This window comes from Pseudooceanicola sediminis, assembly GCF_003575965.1.
In the GTDB taxonomy this organism is placed as follows: domain Bacteria; phylum Pseudomonadota; class Alphaproteobacteria; order Rhodobacterales; family Rhodobacteraceae; genus Pseudooceanicola; species Pseudooceanicola sediminis.
In genome coordinates this window covers 1-17,560 of the sequence record NZ_QWJJ01000014.1, presented here as the reverse complement: position 1 = coordinate 17,560, position 17,560 = coordinate 1, and the positions used below count along the sequence as shown (strand labels likewise).

Sequence of the window (17,560 nt, the reverse complement as noted above, 5' to 3'; positions counted from 1 at the left end):
CTCCCACGGCTGGCGGGGGCGCTGTTGGGCGCGCACAGGTAGCAGCGCCGCTTGCGGGTGCAGGCCGAGAAGGGCCAGCAGTGTTTCGATAAATCTCATCAGAGTGCGCCTCGCTAACAGGGGGACTTAACGGATCGGGTTGTGAACGGTGACGAGTTTCGTGCCGTCGGGAAAGGTCGCCTCGACCTGCACTTCGTGAATCATCTCGGGCACGCCGGACATGCATTGTTCGACGGTGATGACGCGGGCACCCGCCTCCATCATTTCGGCCACGGTGCGGCCATCGCGCGCACCCTCGACCACGGCGTCGGTGATCAGGGCGATCGCCTCGGGGTAGTTCAGCTTGACGCCGCGCGACAGCCGCTTGCGCGCGACCTCGGCGGCCATGGAGATCAGCAGCTTGTCTTTTTCTCTGGGGGTCAGTTGCATGTCAGAGCGTCCAGGTCCTTGGGATATCTTGGCCGGAAAGCCGCGTGATGGCGGGAATGAGACGCTTGCGCAGCTCGAACCCGTCGGGGGCGGCAATCCGGGCGAACAGAAGATCGGGATGGATCAGGCTGGCCCCGCCAAGCGGGCCGAGCAGATCACGGATGACGGGCAGTTGCGCCTCGGCCTCGGGCGCGGCAAAGATCAGCGCGGCGACGGCCCGGTTTCCCGCCGCCACGGCGGGGCGGGCGAGCTGTGCATCGACGTCACCCGAAAAGCGGATGTTGTCGGCAAAGACCAGGCGACCGTCACGGCGGATACGCCAGTGGTCGGTCAGCGTGCCGGAGCGGACATATTCGCCCATGGCCAGGCGGCCCGAAATCAGCGGCTCGACGGCCAGAAAGCGGGCGCCGGGGGCGAGGTCGACATCAAAGCGGCGCACGACGCGGGCGGCATCGAACAGGATGGTTTCCTGGGGCAGCCAATCAAGACGCGCGCCGCTGCCGACCTTGAGGTGGATATCGAGGCGGCCCGTTTCGGCGGGTTGGGCGCGGTAGAGGCGTTCGGCCGCCTGCGAGGTCAGCACAAGCGCGGCGTCCGGCAGGGCCTCGGCCGCGATGCGGTACTGGTCGCCGCCGGTCACGCCACCGGATGTGTTGAGGAAGACCGCGTTCAGCGCGCCATGGCGCGAGGCGGGAAACAGCGCCTTGAGCGAGCCGGATTGGTGCAGGTCACCGATGCGCGCACCGGGACGGGCCGACAGGCGAAGTTCGCCTCGGGCACGCGGCTGGCGCATCGCGAGCGGGCGCAGGTCTTTCGCGTCGGCATTGATGGTGGCGTTCCTCCGTCAGCGGCTAAGGTATCAAGCCTGCGCCGGAGTGTAAGCGCAATTCAAAAGCGGCGCCAGAACCCGCTGTGAAATGCGCCGCGCTGCACGAAAAATGGGCGCCCCGACAAGAGGGCGCCCATGGTCGTCCAGATCGTTGAGCGGGCCGTGTCAGCCAGCGTGATGCAGCGTCGCAAAGAAGTGCGGATCGAGGCTGGACGCGCGGAAGGTATCGCCCTGCGTCAGCACCGAAACGGCATCATGGCTGTGCAGGCTTTCCTGGTGGCTGGCCGCGACGCGGAAATCCCCGATACGCGGATCATCCTGCAATTGTTCGCAAAACAGCCGCGCCGCGTCTTCGACAAAGATCGGGTTGGCGGCGTTCAGCTCGGCAAAGGCCTGTTCATCCTCGCGTTTGACCATCACCTGCGTTTCGGTCGGAACGGCGGCGCGGGCCTTGTCGATCAGGTCTTCGAACCACAGGCAGTCCTCGTTCGGCACCGACTGCACCGCGATGCGTGCAACGGAGCGTTGCGAATGCGGCGTCGCCAGCTGGTTGCGGGTGCGGCGCGCGTGTTCGGACAGTTCCAGCGAACAGGGGCAGGTCGACGAATAGACATAGTCGAGGTGAATGTAGCGATTGCGCACGCCACCTTCGTCGACCAGTTCCAATGCGATGTCGTAATACTGGTAGCCTTGCAGCCCCGAGCGCAGCGACAGGATCTTAACCGGGTAGGAAAAGCGCATCATGATCCGTGCATCGAGGCTTTCGAGGTCGGACATGTAATCTTCCAGCGCCGCTTCGATGACGCTGAACGAGAAGCATTTTTCCGAATGGGCATAAAAGCTGCGCATGATGCGCGACATGTTGATGCCCTTCTTGTCGGCCTCGAGGCTGACGGAGCCGGTAACGGAGGTTTCCAGCGTCAGTTCGCCGCCATCACGGGTGTGAAAGCGGATCGGCAGCCGGAAGTTGGAGATGCCGACGTGCTGGATCTGCGCACGGGCCCCGCGGATCAGGCTGGCGGGACCGTTCTGCAGGTCGGGCAGCGTCGCACGATAGGCCTCGTCCGAGACGAAACCGGTCGGGTAGACATGCGACATGACGGGATAATCCGCCTGCCCTGGAAGCAGCCGCGCGACAGCGGGATCAAGCGCGTTGATCTCTTCGTCGCTGGCCTTGGCGGCCCAGTCGCGCAGGGTATCCAGCGCGTCACGGGCCTCTTGAGTTTCCGGTTTCAGATCGCTCGGGTGGATATTCATGCCGCCCCCCTTCTTCGTTTCATGCCCAAAAGAGCGCGGTTAAACGCACACGCCCTTGCAGTCGACGCCCGTCAATATAGGCGCCCCTAACACAACATTTCAATCGTAAGGTGACTACGCGGTACTCTGGTTGACGGATCATTAAATACCGAAACAATTTCGGCACACTGTTGCATCTCGGCGGATCAGGCCTTTTCCAGAGCCGCCAGCACGTCGGCCACGATATCGTCGGTATCCTCGATCCCCATGGAAATCCGCACCAGGCCCGGCGTGATGCCCAGTTCGGCCCGCTGTTCGTCGGTCAGGCTGGAATGGGTCGTGGTTTCGGGATGGGTGTAGATGGACTTGGAATCGCCCAGGTTGTTGGACAGCACGCCAACGGTAATCGCGTTGAGGAAGCGGAACGCCGCGTCCTTGCCGCCTGCCAGGTCGATGGCCACGACCGTACCGCCCTGCCCGTCTGTCTGACGCTGCACCAGATCGTATTGCGCGTGGTTGGGATGGCCGGGGTAGATCACGCGCGCCAGCTTGTCATGGCCCTGCAACGCCTCGGTCAGCGCCCTGGCATTCGCGCTCTGGGCGTTGACGCGCAGTTCGATCGTCTCCATCCCCTTGAGCATCAGCCAGGCGTTGAACGGCGACAGCGCGCCGCCGGAATGCTTGAGATAGGGCATCAGGGTTTCGCGGATGTAGTCGCGCGTTCCCAGGATGATCCCGCCAAGCGCACGGCCCTGGCCGTCGATGTGTTTCGTGGCGGAATAGACGATGACATCGGCACCGAGTTCGACCGCCTTGGAATAGACCGGCGTGGCAAAGACGTTGTCGACGATGACCAGCGCGCCGTGGGCGTGGGCGATGTCCGCGACGCCCTTGATGTCGATCACCTCAAGCGTCGGATTCGACGTGGATTCAAAGAACACGGCCACGGTGTCATCGCGCACGGCGGCGCGCCACGCGTCCAGATCGGTGCCATCGACCAGCGTGATTTCGACGCCGTAGCGCCCCAGCACCTTTTCCAGGATATAGAGACAGGAGCCGAACAGCGCCTTGGCGGCCACGACATGATCGCCGGCCTTGCAGACGGACATCAGCGCAGCGTTGACCGCCGCCATGCCGGAAGCGGTGGCAAAGGCGTCTTCGGTGCCCTCTAACATCGCCATACGCTCTTCGAACATGGCGACTGTTGGATTGCCGTAACGGGCATAGATGAACTCGTCCGGGCCGGTTTCCTTGAAACGGGCCTGCGCCTGTTCGGCTGTGTCGTAGACAAAGCCCTGCGTCAGAAAGATCGCCTCGGATACTTCGTTGTACTGGCTGCGGCGAATGCCCCCATGAACCAGTTTCGTGCGCGGTTTCCAGTCGTTGCTCATCTCAATCCCTCCGGCCGCCCGTCGTGCCGGGACCGGCCCATAAAAAAACCCCAGACGCGGTCAAGCGAAAGGGGCTTCCTATCCTCGACCTCTTTAGCGGGATGTTTAACGTGGCCCGCAATCCGGTAACAAAGCGCCACGGGGATGGAATTACTCCGCGCGATAATTCGGGTCAACCTGTTTTCCCCCGCGCCCCAAACGGCGCCCGGCCCGGGGCGCACCCGCGCGGCGGGGCGCAGGGGGCGCGGTGGCGCGGGTTTGCAAACAGATACCGCATCGGATGGCGCACGTGATGGCGCGTCGTCACGGTGGTGTCACGCGCCCTTCACCGCTGTTTTGCAAGGCTTTGCCATTATGCAGAGGCATCGGGTAGCGGGCATGACAGAAATGGCCTTGATCAGGATGAACGCTTGGGGCGCGGCGGCGCGCGATCACGACACGGGCGCATCGCCGGCCGAGGCCCTTGCGCCCGTATTGAAACGGGACGCGCCCATCATCGTCATGGTGCACGGATTCCGCTATGCCCCGGGACGGCCCGCCCATTGCCCGCACGCCCACATCTTTCGCGCCCCGGATGACACCGCGCAGGCAACGCCAAGCTGGCCCGCGGCGCTTGGCATCCATGGCGGTCAGGGGGGTGCATCGGGGCTGGCGTTCGGCTGGCAGGCGCGCGGGTCGATCTGGCAGGCCCACGCGGGGGCCGAGGTCGCAGGCGTCGCCCTGGCGCGGGTGTTGCGCGCCATCCAGCGACGCGATCCCGGGCGCGAGGTCCATGCGATCGGCCATTCGCTGGGCGCGCGGGTGATCCTGACCGCGATGCGCCATCTGCCGGTCGGGGCGCTGTCGCGCGTGATCCTGCTGGCTGCCGCCGACCATGCCAGCACCGCGCGCACCGCACTGGACAGTCGCGCCGGGCGGCAGGCTCGGCTGCTGCATGTCACCAGCGGAGAAAACGGGGCCTATGACCTGGCGCTGCACAACCTCATTCCGCGACGCCATGCCGGGGATGCCATTCTGGGCCGTGTCGATCTGCCGGGGCTTGCCACCCTGCGGCTGGACGATCCGGCGCATCTGAGCGGGCTGGCCGCGATCGGCCATCCCGTGGCCGCACCCGAGCGGCGAATCTGCCACTGGTCAACCTATCTGCGCCCGGGTGCCTTCGCGCTCTATGCCGCGCTGCTGGGACCGCGCGGCGCGACGCTTCACGCCGAAGTGAGCCGCCTGACCCAGCCGAAAGCCGCCCCTGCCCGCGCTGCGGCGTGGTCCCTCCCCTTGCCTTGGGGGGCCAATGCGTCATGATGCGCCTCAGTTAGAGGAGTATGCGTCATGGCGACACAGACGAAACCGATCGACCTTTATTACTGGCCCACGCCGAACGGCTGGAAAATCTCCATCGCGCTGGAGGAGATGGGCCTGCCCTACACGGTTCACACCGTCAACATCGGCAAGGGCGAACAGTTCGAGCCGGAGTTCCTGAAGATTTCCCCCAACAACCGGATGCCTGCGATCGTCGACCCCGAGGGGCCGGATGGCGCGCCGATCTCGGTCTTTGAGTCCGGGGCGATCCTGCAATACCTCGCGCGCAAGACCGGCACGTTCTGCGGCCCGACGCAGCGCGACCGGATCGCGGTGGACGAATGGCTGATGTGGCAGATGGGCGGGCTGGGTCCGATGGCGGGTCAGGCACACCACTTCCTGAAATACGCCCCCGAGATGGATCCGCCGCAGGATCTGCCCTATGCCAAGGACCGTTACCGCAACGAGGTCGGGCGCCTGCACCGCGTGCTGGACACACAGCTGAGCCGCAACGAATACGTGGCGGGCGATTTCTTTTCCATCGCGGACATGGCGATCTGGCCCTGGGCCTGCCTGTGGGAAGGTCAGCAACAGGACATCTCCGACAAGCCCAACCTGAAGCGGTGGCTGGATCTGGTGGCCGCGCGTCCCGCCGTGCAAAAGGGCAAGGACCTGAAATCCGAGCTTCGCGCCGGCCAGACCAAGGAATCCCAGAAAGTGCTGTTCGGCCAGAAAGGCTGACGTTCGCGGCACATCGGGAGTGATCAGGGGCGGCACGGGCCGCCCCTTTTTCGTGTGCGACCCTCAGGGTTTCATCAGCACCGACGCCTTGGGATAATCCGAGGCAAAGCCGTTGGGCAGCGGGGCGACAAAGACATTTTCGGTGCGGGTACGGGTGATTTTCCACGCCCCGTCGGCCTGCCGCGCAAAGGCATTGTTGAGGCGCGACGAGCGCAGCAGCCCGGTGCCGTCGGAATAGAGCCAGGGCTGCATGTGCACCCACTGCCCCTCGGCGGTGTCTCCGGTGACGTGGATCTGCTCGGACGTCAGGTAGTGACAGTTCAGCACCAGCGCCGGATCTTGCTTGTCCCCCCAGAATTTCTGGAAATGCGCGCGGATCGCGGCGGCACCTTCCAGCTTGCCGAACTGGTTGGTGTAATACTCTCCGACACCTTCCCAGGTCGCATCCTCGGCATAGAGCGCCATGATGAGGTCGATGCGTTCGGCGTCATCCGCCACCCCGTATTCGGGCATCGGCGTGTCGCAGAGGAACATGTAGCGCGCCTGAATGCGGCGAATTTCGGCCTCGGCCTCCAGCACCTCGATCCGGGTCGTCAGAGCGGCGATTTCTTGTCGGGAGACAAGCTGTTGGTCGGGCATGAATGGTCCTTTCCTGATCCTGCGCCAGCTTAGGGACGGCCCCGCGCAAGGGTCAAGCGGTAATATTCACGTAAATCGAAGAAGGCCGGAAATCTGTCATGCTCCGACGGGTCAGATGCGCGAAATCTCGGCAAAGACCTTTTCCATCGTTGCGTTGAGCGCGGCAAGCTCCTCCGCCGAGACATTGACGAAACTGGCGGCGAGGATCTTGTTCGCCTCGGCCAGGGCACGGTCGCGCAACGCGTCCCCCCGGGCGGTCAGGCATACCTCGGTGACGCGGCCATCGGTCGGGCGGACGCGTGTGCGCACCAGATCATCGGCGATCATGCGCTGGACGACCTTTGTGGTGGTATTCAGCCGCAGGGTGGAGAATGCCGAAATCTCGGAAACCGAGAGATATTCCTCCTCATAGAGCGAGATCAGCACGCGCCAGCGCGCCACGTCCAGCCCGAGCGGTTTCAGCTTGCGTTCCAGAACCTGCACATAACGGGCGTTGACGCGCGAAATCCAGTAGAATGGCCAGTTGCGCTTCATGTGCGTCTGGATGTGGATGGCGGAACGGGCCTCGCCCACCTGCGGATCGTCGGTGCCGGTCTTGTCGGCCTCTGCGGCCTCGGACTTTCCAGCCTCGGGTTGGGCGGAGTCGGTGAGGCCGGATTCGGTGAGGGCGGATTCGGGCAGGCTGGATTCGGGCTGAACTGTCATTTCATCACCGTATTGCGGCACGATGCGCGCCTGTTTTCGGGCCATACCCGTCGACGGTTCTGTCCGTCAGATCAAGGGACAAGCAGGGAAAAGACGCCAATCAGCGACAGGTGCGCAGCAGCCTGTGTCACGGGCGCTACAACGGCGCAGACAACTGCCCGGATCAGGGCAATCGCGCAGGAACAGAGCACCGACCGGCCCCGGACGTAAAAAGGGGGCGGTCGGTAACCACCCCCCTATTTTGCATGTCTCGGACTCGGCTGCGTCAGTTCGCCGGGCCATCCGTATCGCCATCCTCGATGGCATAGGCGTTCAGAACCTTGCTCTGCGTCATGAAGAAGACAAAGATCGCCGCCGTCAGGCCGAAGGTCTTGAAATAGACCCAGATATCCGTGCTCTGAGTGCGCCAGATCACCTCGTTCAGAACGGCAAGACCGAAGAAGAAGGCACAAAGGCGGCGCGTGATGATCATCCAGCCCTCATGTTTCAGGGGCATCACGTCGCCCATTACCGATTGCAGCCAGCTTTCACCGCGCAGCAGGCCCAGCCCCAACGCGCCGCCGAAGATCAGGTAGATCAGCGTCGGTTTCATCTTGAAGAAGCGGTCATCGTTCAGCCAGACCGACAGGCCCCCGAACACGGTGATCAGCACCGCGGTGACGATCTGCATCTTCGACAGCTTGCCTGTCAGTTTCCACAGGATTGCGGTGCAGATCAGGATCAGCGGGATGAACCCGGCCGTGGCCAGGATGAAGCCGTCATAGTCGCGCCCGTTCAAGGCAAAGGTCTGATCCTTCAGCTTGATATAGGCGATGAAGAACAGGATCACCGGCCCGATTTCCAGCCCGAGCTTGAGCATCGGATGGATCTTGCGGGGCTCTTTCGGGGTCTTTGTGGTGTCGGCCTTGGTCTGCTGGGGCACGTGGCTCTCCTGTGTCATCCGCCCATCTCTACTATCACGGCGCCCAGCGCGATCAATGTCATCAGGGCAATTCGGCGCGGTCCCACCGTTTCTTTCAGCACAAGCCAGCCGATCAGCGCGGCAAAGACGGTCGAGGTTTCGCGCAGCACCGCCGCCTCGCCCACCTTGTCGAGGCGCGTGGCCAGCATGACCGACCCGAAGGAGCCATAGGCAACCAGCGCGCCGAGGAAGCCGTTGCGAAACAGGTCGCGGCCATTCGGGCGCAGCGGCAACCTGTGCCAGCGCCAGACCATCAGCGCGGGGAAATCCAGATTGGTGATCAGAAAGAACCAGGCCAGGAAGGTGAACGGATTGGGCAGGGTGCGGATCGCGAGAGCGTCGTACGTGGTATAGAGTGCCACCAGCGCCCCGGTCCCGACGGCAAAGGCCAGCGCGGACACCAGGGTTTCGCGGGCCACGACGATGTGGCGCAGATTGTACAGGGCCAGGCCAAAGATGCCTGCCAGCAGCGTTGCCACCCCGGCCAATTGAACCGGCGTGAAGGCTTCGCCGAAGATCAGCCATGCGCCGAGGACGGTGAACGCCGGGCCGGTGCCCCGCACCACCGGATAGACCACCGTATAGGCGCCACGCGTATAGGCCATGGCCATGCCGACCTTGTAGGCGAAATGGATCGGTATCGCCCCCAGCAGCAACAGCCATTCGCTGCCCTGTGGCGCAGGCACGAGGAAGATCACGACGGGGATCGCCATCGCCACCATGAACACGTCCATGATGCCCCGGCTGGTCCAGGGATCGAGCCGCCCCTTCTGCAAAGAGCCGAACAGCGCATGCAACACGGCGGCGGAGAGGGCCAGGAACATGGCTGCCTGGTGGCCGGCAGCGGTGCCCTCGATCGAGGTGATCCAGGCGCTCATGCGGTGCGCCGGGCCGGGGGAAACGTCGCGATGTCCGAAGCAGGGGTCATGGTCATTTATCCAGTGGGTCGGGGCGGTGCGGCCCGGCAGGCGAGGTCAGCCGGGGCATGGGCCGAATTGCCATCCTCGCGTCGGCATTCCGGCGCGGCGCGGGGCAGACTTGGGGGGAAAGGGGGGCAAACTTGCCGTTTCAGGCGTCGGCACCGGTCAGGGCGCGCGCGAAATCCGACGGATCGAAGGGCGACAGGTCGTCGATCTGTTCGCCCACGCCGATGGCATGGATCGGCAAGCCGAACTTGTCGGCCAGCGCGACGAGGACGCCGCCCTTGGCGGTGCCGTCGAGCTTGGTCATCACAAGGCCCGACACATCGGCCAGCTTGCGAAAGGTTTCGACCTGGCTGAGCGCGTTCTGGCCCGTGGTCGCATCCAGCACCAGCAGGGTATTGTGCGGCGCCGAGGGATCCTTCTTGCGGATCACGCGCACGATCTTGGCCAGCTCCTCCATCAGGTCGGCGCGATTTTGCAGACGCCCCGCCGTGTCGATCATCAGCAGATCGGCGCCTTCGGCCTCGGCGCGGGTCATGGCGTCGAAGACAAGGCTGGCAGGATCGGTGCCCGCCCCGGCCTTGAGCACGGGCACACCGGCGCGCTGGCCCCAGACCTCGAGCTGTTCGACGGCGGCGGCGCGAAAGGTATCGCCGGCCGCAATGATCACCGATTTGCCCGCTGCGCGGAACTGCGAGGCGAGCTTGCCAATGGTCGTGGTCTTGCCCGATCCGTTGACGCCGACGACCAGGACCACCTGCGGTTTCCTGGGGTAGATCGGCATCGGGCGGGCCACCGGCTCCATGATGCGGGTTACCTCGGTCGCCAGCAGCGACTTTATTTCATGGGTCGAGAGACGTTGACCAAGGCGGCCTTCGGCCATGTTCGCCGTGACGCGCAGCGCCGTGTCGACGCCCATGTCGGATGCGATCAGCAGCTCTTCGAGCTGTTCGAGCATGTCATCGTCCAGCGCCCGACGCACCACGGGTTTGGCCGCCTGCCCGCGCCCGCCGAAAAAGCGCGACATCAGGCCCCCGCTGCGCGGCGCGGTCGTGGCAGCCGCTGCGGTGCCTGCTGCCTGCGACACGGTGTTCGGGGGCAATTCGGGCGGCGTGCCGGTGGGCATTTCGGTCGGCGCAGGCTGTGGCACCTCGGGCGCAGGGGTCGGGATCATGTCCGGCGCCGGCGCGGGAATTTCGTCAGGGCCAGGCGTGGGCAGGGTCGGACCAGGCAGATCGGGCGCGGGACGCCCGGGCGGAACCTCGGGCCTGGGCAGGTCGGGTTCAGGTTCGGGTGTCGGCGTCGGGATCGGCTCCGGCTCCGGTTCGGGGGTTTCGTCGGGTGCCGGCCCCGGCAGATCCGGCGCGGGCGTTGGCGGCGTTTCCTGCGGAACGTCGGGCGCGGGGCGCTCAGGTCGCGGAGTTTCAGGCCGCGGGGTTTCGGGCTGTGGCGTTTCGGGCTGCGGCGTTTCGCGGTGAGGGGCGTCAGGCGCGTCGCTGTCTGCGGTGCCGCCTTCTTCCACGATGGCATCCAGCCCTTCCTCCAGTCTGGAGGAGGATTTGAACAGCCTGTCCTTGAGTTTCGAGAAAAGCGCCATCTTTCTTTGCCCCGTTCATGCCCATTTCAATGCCTGTGGCAGAGGTAGTGCCAAAGCCCCGGCGATGGAAGAGCCGGACACGCGATAAGCAGTGTCCGCGCGGACAATGAACGCGATGCGCCGGAGGTTCTGCGCGGCCTATTGCCGTGAGACCCCTCTCAAAGGGCGGAAAAGCGCGGCGAATGCCCCGGGACCAGCGCACAAAGGCAAGAGCCCCCCTGCCAAGCCGTAATAGCCTGTAAAACCCTGCCGTGCTAGCCTGCGCCCAGCCGGGTCAAACGCCCCGGCGCTGACCGGGACACCGCGATATGACTGGTTTCGCAATTGCCACGCTCGGCCCAGTGCCCCTGCTGCTGCTGGGCATGGGATTTGGTGCGCCCTGGGGCTGGCTGGCGCTGACCGCAATGGCGGTGCTGGTGCCAGTGCTGGACCGTCTGCTGCCCGAAGCCGAGGGCGACACGGCCGCGAAAGACGGATTGGGTACCGGGCTGAGCCTGTGCCTGGGCGCGGTTCACCTGGGGTTGATGGCGCTGGCGCTGCTTTGGCTGTGCGGCCCCGGTGGTACACAGGGCTGGGCCGTGGTCCCGGCCGCCGTCGCGCTGGCATTGTGGTTTGGCCAGGTCGCCCACCCCGATGCACATGAGCTGATCCACCGCCCCGGGCGACGGTCGCGCCGCCTTGGCCGTCTGATCTATGCGACGCTGTTGTTCGGCCATCACGCCAGCGCCCATCCAAAGGTGCATCACCGCTGGGTCGCGTCGCCAAACGATCCGAACACAGCCAGACTGGGGGAAAGCCTGTGGCATTTCCTGCCGCGCGCCTGGGCCGGGTCGTGGCGTGCGGGGGCGCGCGCCGAAACCCGCGATCTGCGGCGCGCCCAGCCGCCCCGATCCCCGTGGCGGCACCCCTATGTGGGCGACCTGGTCGTCGCGATTGCCCTGTGCGCGCTGGCCTGGGGATCGGGCGGGTTGCAAGGCCTGTTGGTCTACCTCGGCATTTGTGCCCTCGTGCAGGTGCAGATCCTGCAGGCCGATTACGTTCAGCACTATGGCCTGTTGCGCGAACCCCGCGGCAACGGCAAATGCGAACCGGTCGGCCCGCACCACGCCTGGAACACCCCCCATGCCGCCAGTTCGGCCATGATGCTGAACGCACCGCGCCATTCAGATCATCACATGCACCCCGGTCGCAACTATCCCGCCCTGCGGATCACCCCACGCCAGATGCCGATCCTGCCCCATGGCCTTCCCGTGATGGCGACGCTCGCGCTGTTTCCGCGCCGCTGGCGCCGGATGATGGACCACCGCGCAACCCGGTGGCGCGACTGAGCGTATTTCAGGCAAGGCCCCGCCAGTCGGGTAGGTCTGCCCGCTTTTCATATTCCATGGCGACACGGCTTCTGACAGGATGCAGCCATGCGCATCCTCACATCGCTTGTCCCGCTTGCCCTGTCCGCCCTGATCGCCGCGCCCGCACTGGCGCAGCAATTGATGAGCGCGCAGGATTTCGACACCTATTCGAAGGGCAAGACCTTCTATTACGGGTCAAGCGGCCAGCCCTACGGGGTCGAGGAATACTTTGGCAACCGCCGTGTGCGCTGGTCCTTCCTGGACGGTCAGTGCCAGGATGGCCATTGGTACGAAGACCAGGGAAATATCTGTTTCGTCTACGAAAACTCGCCTGATCCGCAATGCTGGCGCTTTTTCCGCAGCCCTGACGGCATGACAGCCCAGTTCAAGGGTGAAAACGGAACAACGACAGAGCTTTACCAGATGAAGGACGCGCCCGAGGCCATGCAGTGCCCCGGCCCCGAAGTCGGCGTCTGACACCGCCGCGGCTGCATCTTCCGTCTCATTGCCGGATCAGAACAGGGACCCCTGCTCAGGCGGAGGTGTCTTTTTCCGCGACTGGGTCGTTTGTGCGGCAGTTTTTTGTGTACCAGCTTTTTGCTCGGTGGGCCCTGGTTCCGGCCCCACGTCCGGATGCCCTGCGCCATCGGTCATGACCTCCAGCCGGCCATCGGCAAACTGGATCTCCAACCGGGCGGCCTCAGCTGCTGCCGAGACCCGCGGCACGACATGGCCCGCGGCATCGCGCACCACGGCATAGCCGCGCTCCAGCGTCGCCTCGTATCCGACGGACAGGCGCAGACGGTCCAGTGCCCCCAGTCTGTCGCGACGCTGGCGCAGCCCGCTTTCGGCCACTTGACCGAACTTGCGCAGTTCCCGCCGAAAATCGCCGCGCTGGCGCGCCAGTTCGCGGGCAATCGGCCCCGCGCTCAACCGGTCGGTGCGCCGGCCCAGGGCTTCGCCCTTGCTGGCGACCACACGCTGCAATGCCGGGGCCAACCGCCCCGACAGCGCCTCGAACCGCCGCCGATCCTCCTGCACACGCCGCGTCAGGACACCGGGCCTCAGCGATCCTACCTGCTCACTCAGCCTGACCCGGCTGCGCTGCGCCAGGCCGGTCAGGGCGCGCGGCAGACGTTCGCCCCACAGGTCCATGCTCTGACGGGCGCGTTCGGTCAGGGTCTGCGGGCGTGGCAGGGCCCGCCCGAGGTCGCGCAGACGCTGGCCGCGCAATTGCACCGCCTGCGTCTCGGCGCGCAAGAGGCGCCCGCCCTGCTCGCTGGTCCAGACCAGCAACTCCGCCCGCACCGGCACTGCCAGCTCTGCCGCTGCGCTCGGCGTCGGCGCCCGCCTGTCGCTGACGAAATCGATCAGCGTGGTATCCGTCTCGTGCCCCACGGCCGAGATAAGGGGAATGGCACTCGCCGCCGCCGCCCGCGCCACGCTCTCCTCGTTGAACCCCCAGAGATCCTCGATCGACCCGCCCCCCCGCGCCACGATCAGCAGATCGGGCCGCGGCAGCGTACCACCAGGTTGCAGGCGGTTGAACCCCTCGATGGCTCGCGTCACCTCGGGCGCGCAGGCCTTGCCCTGCACCGCGACGGGCCAGATCAGCACCTTGCGCGGAAACCTGTCCCGCAAGCGATGCAGAATATCCCGGATCACCGCCCCGGAGGGCGACGTGACGACGCCGATTACCTCGGGCAGAAACGGCAGGGCCCGCTTGCGTTCGGAGGCGAACAGACCCTCGGCGGCCAGCATCGCCTTGCGCTTTTCCAGCATCGCCATCAGCGCGCCCATGCCCGCCGGCTTCAGATCCTCGATCACCAGCTGGTATTTCGACTGCCCAGGAAACGTCGTCACCCGTCCCGTCGCGATCACCTCCAGCCCCTCTTCGGGCCGGGTTTCCAGCCGACTGGCGACGCCTTTCCAGATCACCCCGGATATCACCGAACGGTCATCCTTCAGATCCATGTACACGTGCCCCGACCGTGGAAAGCTCACGCGCCCGATCTCGCCGCGGATCCGCACGTGGCCGAACTCGCCCTCGATCACCCGCTTGATAGCACCGGACAGTTCGGACACCGAAAATTCCGGCGCATTGCCCGGCGCATCTCCCGGTCCCTCATCCTCGAACAGATCCATGGCCCACCTCATCCGTTTTCCCCAGCATACCCATTCCGTCCCCGGCCTGCACCCCCGGCTCGCTCATCTGGCCAAAAATACCCCGGGGGAACGCCAGAGGCGTCGGGGGCAGCGCCCCCCTTTCCCGGTCTCCCCGCTTGCCCACACCCCGCCACCCCGCTAAACCCGCGCAAAAGCGTCACGGAGTAGCGATGAACATCCTCATTCTGGGCGGCGGTGGCCGCGAACATGCCCTGGCCTGGGCGGTCATGCAGAACCCCAAATGCGATCGCCTGATCGTGGCGCCGGGCAACGCAGGCATTGCCGCCATCGCGGAATGCGCCGATCTCGACGTGCTCGACGGGGCCGCCGTCGTCGCCTTTGCCGAGGCTCAGACCATCGACTTCGTCATCATCGGCCCCGAGGCACCGCTGGCGGCAGGCGTCGCGGACGCGCTGCGCGGCGCGGGCATCCTGACGTTCGGTCCCAGCCTGGCCGCCGCTCAGCTCGAGGCATCAAAGGGCTTTACCAAGGCGATCTGCGATGCCGCCGGCGCGCCTACCGCCGCCTACGCCCGCTTCGACGCCGCCGAACCGGCCCGCGCCTACATCCGCGAACAGGGCGCCCCCATCGTCATCAAGGCCGATGGCCTTGCGGCGGGCAAGGGCGTCATCGTGGCGATGGACATCGACACCGCCCTCGCCGCGATCGACGACATGTTCGGCGGCGAATTCGGCGCGGCCGGCGCCGAGGTGGTGATCGAGGAATTCATGGAGGGCGAGGAAGCGTCCTATTTCATTCTCTGTGATGGTCTCGATGCCCTTCCCATCGGAACCGCACAGGATCACAAGCGCGCCTTCGATGGCGACCAAGGCCCCAATACCGGCGGCATGGGCGCCTATTCCCCCGCGCCAGTGCTGACCGATGCCATCGCCGAGCGCGCCATGCGCGAGATCATCCACCCGACGCTGGCCGAAATGGTCCGGCGCGGCACGCCGTATCAGGGCGTGCTCTACGCGGGCTTCATGATCAAGGATGGTCAGGCCCGCCTCGTCGAATACAACTGCCGCTTCGGTGATCCCGAAACCCAGGTGCTGATGATGCGCCTGGGCGGCCAGGCCCTCGACCTGCTGCACGCTGCGGCCGAGGGACGGCTGGCCGGGGCCCGCGTCAACTGGGCCGACGATCACGCGATGACCGTGGTCATGGCCGCGCGGGGCTATCCCGGCAGCTATGACAAGGGCACGGAGATCCGCGGCCTGTCGGCCCTGCCCGAAACCAGCAGCCAGATGTGCTTTCATGCCGGAACAATCGCCGATCAGGGCCGTATCCTGGCCAATGGCGGGCGGGTGCTGAACCTGACGGCACGCGGTGCCAACCTGCAGGAGGCGCGCGACCGCGCCTATGCCATGGCCACCGACATCGACTGGCCCGAAGGATTCCTGCGCAACGATATCGGCTGGCGCATCCTGCCCTGACACACCGCACGCCCCGACGCCCGGAGCACGTCGCAGCCTTGCGGAAATGGCCCCCTGGAACGGTTGCGCCCGTTCCCGGCCGGTTCCCCATGGCATCGCTGGCATTTGCGCGCCTGTGCGGCGACCCACCCCCGGCAACCTGGTGCGGCGCACGCCGTCAATATCGTGCGGCGCACGCGGTCAGTATCCTGCGGCGCACGCGGTCAATATCCTGCGGCGCACGCGGTCAATATGGTGCGGCGCACCCAGGGGGAGGGAAGAATCTCTGCACAAGCAGGACCCCACGACACACTCTTTGCGGGAAATCCCCTCCGGGAAGTCGCGTAATACAAGATTCCTTGCACGGAAATGGCTTTCGCGTAACGCTCTGCGGTATGACTTATGCCCTGCCACCCGAAGAAATGACCTATTCCGTCCGCCCGGCGCTCTGGCGTCGCGGGCAGCACTGGTGCCTGCGCGGGTCCCGGCTGACGGGTGATCAGGTGGTGTTCGACCTCGCGTCGGTGTGCGATGTCGCGCTGATCCAGATGCACTTTGGCGGGATCAGGTCGATCTGCCTCATGCTCTCGGACGGTCAGGCCACCGCGCACATCCGCTTCACCACCTCGCGTGCCCCCTCCGTCGCAGGCAGCACGGGCGATAGCGAACAGCAGGCCTACCTCGCGCTGATTTCAGAGATCGGCACGCGCCTGTCCATCGCCCAGCCCGACCTGACCTACCGGATGGACATTGGGCGTCGTGCACGCTGGCTGCGCTTTCTGCTGGGTCTGGTGGTCCTGTTGGTTGGCATCTGCCTGACAGGTGTCGCGTTCCTGGCCTACGTCGACCACTGGGGCAGTCTGCTGGCATCGCTGCCGTTTCTTGTCGGGGTCAAGCTGCTCGGCGGGGTGCTGATGTATCGCTACTGGCCGACCCGCCGTGTCGAAGCATTTGCCATCGCGACCCTGCCCTACATCCTGTGGACCATGGGCGGGCCGCGCCCCGACGGAATCCCGCACGCGCCCTCTACCCCGACGGAATCCCCCTGACATACATCCAGGGCAAAGGGCCGTCGCTTCGCCGCGCGGGCGGATCGCAGGCGGATCGCATGCAGCGGGCGCGCCTTGTCACCAGCCGTGTCATCAACAGTGCCGGGCGGCCTCCAGGCTGTCCGGTCCGCGATAGGGTCCAAGACGCTCGCGCGTGATCGCGCCTGTGCCAAGCAGCGTCAGTGCCAGTACATCGCTCCAGCCCCCATCAGCCAGGATCATGCGCGGCGCAACACCGGGACACAGCGCAATGCCCCCCGCAATGGTCCGCCAGCCGATCTGGTGATTGCTGACGTCCGGCGCCTGCGCCACCTCCTGCAAGGTGGCATCCCGATACCGCCAGATGCGCAATATGCGGGCCAGGTGCGGACGATCGACATAGGCGATCTCGACGGCACCGTCACCATCGAGGTCCGCCGCGCCAACGGGCGCCAACCAGCGGAACGCCTGCCCGATATGGGGCGTCGCGGTGATGCGCCCGGCGGCCCCCCAGACCGCAAGGCGGGCGCCTCGGGTCAGGCTGCTTTCGACGACGATGACCTCTGGCGCGCCGTCGGCGTCCAGATCCACCAGGCGCGGCTCGGTATCCTCGAACACCAGCGATTGCGGCAGGGTATAGCGAAGGCTGCGCCCATCGGACAAACGTAGCATCAGCGCGCCATGTTCGATCTTGTCGCCCAGCACGCCATGCGGATACCGCGCGGTCGGCGCGTCAAAATCCGCGGCGACGATGACCGCGGTTCGCGCCGGGGCGTCTTGCGCCGGCAGGGCCATGGGCCACACGCCCACAGCCAGCGCCGCCAGCCACGGGCGCACCGACGGCCGCGCGCGGCG

The 17,560-nt window shown here is 65.7% G+C and carries 17 protein-coding genes and 1 riboswitch; of the genes, 6 read left to right on the top strand and 11 right to left on the bottom strand.

All coding sequences use genetic code 11. The features are described from left to right. Positions 1-126: 126 nt before the first annotated feature. From DL237_RS15170 to metZ, 4 genes are all read right to left on the bottom strand, one after another. Entirely contained in the window at positions 127-429 is a 303-nt protein-coding gene (locus DL237_RS15170; protein WP_119399937.1) for an urease subunit gamma, read from the bottom strand. A gap of 1 nt (position 430) precedes the next feature. After that, positions 431-1,222, bottom strand: coding sequence for an urease accessory protein UreD (locus DL237_RS15165; protein ID WP_119399936.1), 792 nt, complete (start codon positions 1,220-1,222; stop codon positions 431-433). Between the two features lie 201 nt (positions 1,223-1,423). Beyond that, complete coding sequence (gene folE2 / locus DL237_RS15160) at positions 1,424-2,515, bottom strand: GTP cyclohydrolase FolE2 (protein WP_119399935.1); 1,092 nt, start codon at positions 2,513-2,515, stop codon at positions 1,424-1,426. A gap of 185 nt (positions 2,516-2,700) precedes the next feature. Next, positions 2,701-3,885 carry an O-succinylhomoserine sulfhydrylase gene (metZ, locus tag DL237_RS15155; RefSeq protein ID WP_119399934.1) on the bottom strand — a complete coding sequence of 395 codons (1,185 nt, stop codon included), beginning with the start codon at positions 3,883-3,885 and terminating at the stop codon, positions 2,701-2,703. 72 nt (positions 3,886-3,957) lie between these two features. Beyond that, positions 3,958-4,035, bottom strand: a riboswitch (SAM riboswitch). Positions 4,036-4,263: 228 nt separating this feature from the next. Between metZ and DL237_RS15150 the strand changes: the two genes are divergently transcribed. Then, entirely contained in the window at positions 4,264-5,184 is a 921-nt protein-coding gene (locus DL237_RS15150) for an alpha/beta hydrolase (protein WP_158585656.1), read from the top strand. 27 nt (positions 5,185-5,211) lie between these two features. Beyond that, positions 5,212-5,922 (top strand): glutathione S-transferase N-terminal domain-containing protein, encoded by a 711-nt coding sequence (locus DL237_RS15145; RefSeq protein ID WP_119399932.1) that lies wholly within the window; start codon positions 5,212-5,214, stop codon positions 5,920-5,922. 63 nt (positions 5,923-5,985) lie between these two features. On the opposite strand, the gene DL237_RS15140 is transcribed toward DL237_RS15145, so the two are convergent. The 5 genes from DL237_RS15140 to ftsY form a co-directional block, all read right to left on the bottom strand. Continuing rightward, positions 5,986-6,561 (bottom strand): nuclear transport factor 2 family protein, encoded by a 576-nt coding sequence (locus tag DL237_RS15140; RefSeq protein WP_119399931.1) that lies wholly within the window; start codon positions 6,559-6,561, stop codon positions 5,986-5,988. Between the two features lie 111 nt (positions 6,562-6,672). Further along, positions 6,673-7,311 carry a MarR family winged helix-turn-helix transcriptional regulator gene (locus tag DL237_RS15135; protein ID WP_233545017.1) on the bottom strand — a complete coding sequence of 213 codons (639 nt, stop codon included), beginning with the start codon at positions 7,309-7,311 and terminating at the stop codon, positions 6,673-6,675. A gap of 220 nt (positions 7,312-7,531) precedes the next feature. Then, positions 7,532-8,125 (bottom strand): inner membrane-spanning protein YciB, encoded by a 594-nt coding sequence (locus DL237_RS15130; protein WP_233545020.1) that lies wholly within the window; start codon positions 8,123-8,125, stop codon positions 7,532-7,534. Between the two features lie 77 nt (positions 8,126-8,202). Next, on the bottom strand, positions 8,203-9,105 hold the full coding sequence (locus DL237_RS15125) for a DMT family transporter (protein ID WP_119399929.1): 903 nt from the start codon (positions 9,103-9,105) through the stop codon (positions 8,203-8,205). A 190-nt stretch (positions 9,106-9,295) separates the two neighbouring features. Further along, a complete protein-coding gene (gene ftsY / locus DL237_RS15120) occupies positions 9,296-10,747 on the bottom strand; it encodes a signal recognition particle-docking protein FtsY (RefSeq protein WP_119399928.1) in 1,452 nt (483 codons plus the stop codon). Positions 10,748-11,055: 308 nt separating this feature from the next. On the opposite strand from ftsY, the gene DL237_RS15115 reads away from it, so the two are divergent. Beyond that, complete coding sequence (locus DL237_RS15115) at positions 11,056-12,075, top strand: alkane 1-monooxygenase (RefSeq protein WP_119399927.1); 1,020 nt, start codon at positions 11,056-11,058, stop codon at positions 12,073-12,075. A gap of 87 nt (positions 12,076-12,162) precedes the next feature. Continuing rightward, positions 12,163-12,573: a hypothetical protein gene (locus DL237_RS15110; RefSeq protein ID WP_119399926.1), complete on the top strand. Its 411-nt coding sequence runs from the start codon at positions 12,163-12,165 to the stop codon at positions 12,571-12,573. 36 nt (positions 12,574-12,609) lie between these two features. On the opposite strand, the gene xseA is transcribed toward DL237_RS15110, so the two are convergent. Continuing rightward, positions 12,610-14,241, bottom strand: coding sequence for an exodeoxyribonuclease VII large subunit (gene xseA / locus DL237_RS15105; protein ID WP_119399925.1), 1,632 nt, complete (start codon positions 14,239-14,241; stop codon positions 12,610-12,612). 191 nt (positions 14,242-14,432) lie between these two features. On the opposite strand from xseA, the gene purD reads away from it, so the two are divergent. Together purD and DL237_RS15095 are read left to right on the top strand one after the other, a co-directional pair. After that, positions 14,433-15,698, top strand: a complete 1,266-nt coding sequence (gene purD, locus DL237_RS15100) for a phosphoribosylamine--glycine ligase (RefSeq protein WP_119399924.1) — start codon at positions 14,433-14,435, stop codon at positions 15,696-15,698. A 374-nt stretch (positions 15,699-16,072) separates the two neighbouring features. Then, positions 16,073-16,726, top strand: a complete 654-nt coding sequence (locus DL237_RS15095; RefSeq protein WP_119399923.1) for a hypothetical protein — start codon at positions 16,073-16,075, stop codon at positions 16,724-16,726. Between the two features lie 93 nt (positions 16,727-16,819). On the opposite strand, the gene DL237_RS15090 is transcribed toward DL237_RS15095, so the two are convergent. After that, a partial coding sequence (locus tag DL237_RS15090) for an FG-GAP repeat domain-containing protein (protein WP_407691917.1) occupies positions 16,820-17,560 on the bottom strand: 741 nt, incomplete at its 5' end.

Coding starts and splice junctions, on each gene's coding strand:
- DL237_RS15170 (WP_119399937.1), bottom strand. CDS start 429: ATGCAACTGACCCCCAGAGAAAAAGACAAGCTGCTGATCTCCATGGCC.
- DL237_RS15165 (WP_119399936.1), bottom strand. CDS start 1,222: ATGCGCCAGCCGCGTGCCCGAGGCGAACTTCGCCTGTCGGCCCGTCCC.
- folE2 (WP_119399935.1), bottom strand. CDS start 2,515: ATGAATATCCACCCGAGCGATCTGAAACCGGAAACTCAAGAGGCCCGT.
- metZ (WP_119399934.1), bottom strand. CDS start 3,885: ATGAGCAACGACTGGAAACCGCGCACGAAACTGGTTCATGGGGGCATT.
- DL237_RS15150 (WP_158585656.1), top strand. CDS start 4,264: ATGACAGAAATGGCCTTGATCAGGATGAACGCTTGGGGCGCGGCGGCG.
- DL237_RS15145 (WP_119399932.1), top strand. CDS start 5,212: ATGGCGACACAGACGAAACCGATCGACCTTTATTACTGGCCCACGCCG.
- DL237_RS15140 (WP_119399931.1), bottom strand. CDS start 6,561: ATGCCCGACCAACAGCTTGTCTCCCGACAAGAAATCGCCGCTCTGACG.
- DL237_RS15135 (WP_233545017.1), bottom strand. CDS start 7,311: ATGGCCCGAAAACAGGCGCGCATCGTGCCGCAATACGGTGATGAAATG.
- DL237_RS15130 (WP_233545020.1), bottom strand. CDS start 8,125: ATGCTCAAGCTCGGGCTGGAAATCGGGCCGGTGATCCTGTTCTTCATC.
- DL237_RS15125 (WP_119399929.1), bottom strand. CDS start 9,105: ATGAGCGCCTGGATCACCTCGATCGAGGGCACCGCTGCCGGCCACCAG.
- ftsY (WP_119399928.1), bottom strand. CDS start 10,747: ATGGCGCTTTTCTCGAAACTCAAGGACAGGCTGTTCAAATCCTCCTCC.
- DL237_RS15115 (WP_119399927.1), top strand. CDS start 11,056: ATGACTGGTTTCGCAATTGCCACGCTCGGCCCAGTGCCCCTGCTGCTG.
- DL237_RS15110 (WP_119399926.1), top strand. CDS start 12,163: ATGCGCATCCTCACATCGCTTGTCCCGCTTGCCCTGTCCGCCCTGATC.
- xseA (WP_119399925.1), bottom strand. CDS start 14,241: ATGGATCTGTTCGAGGATGAGGGACCGGGAGATGCGCCGGGCAATGCG.
- purD (WP_119399924.1), top strand. CDS start 14,433: ATGAACATCCTCATTCTGGGCGGCGGTGGCCGCGAACATGCCCTGGCC.
- DL237_RS15095 (WP_119399923.1), top strand. CDS start 16,073: ATGACTTATGCCCTGCCACCCGAAGAAATGACCTATTCCGTCCGCCCG.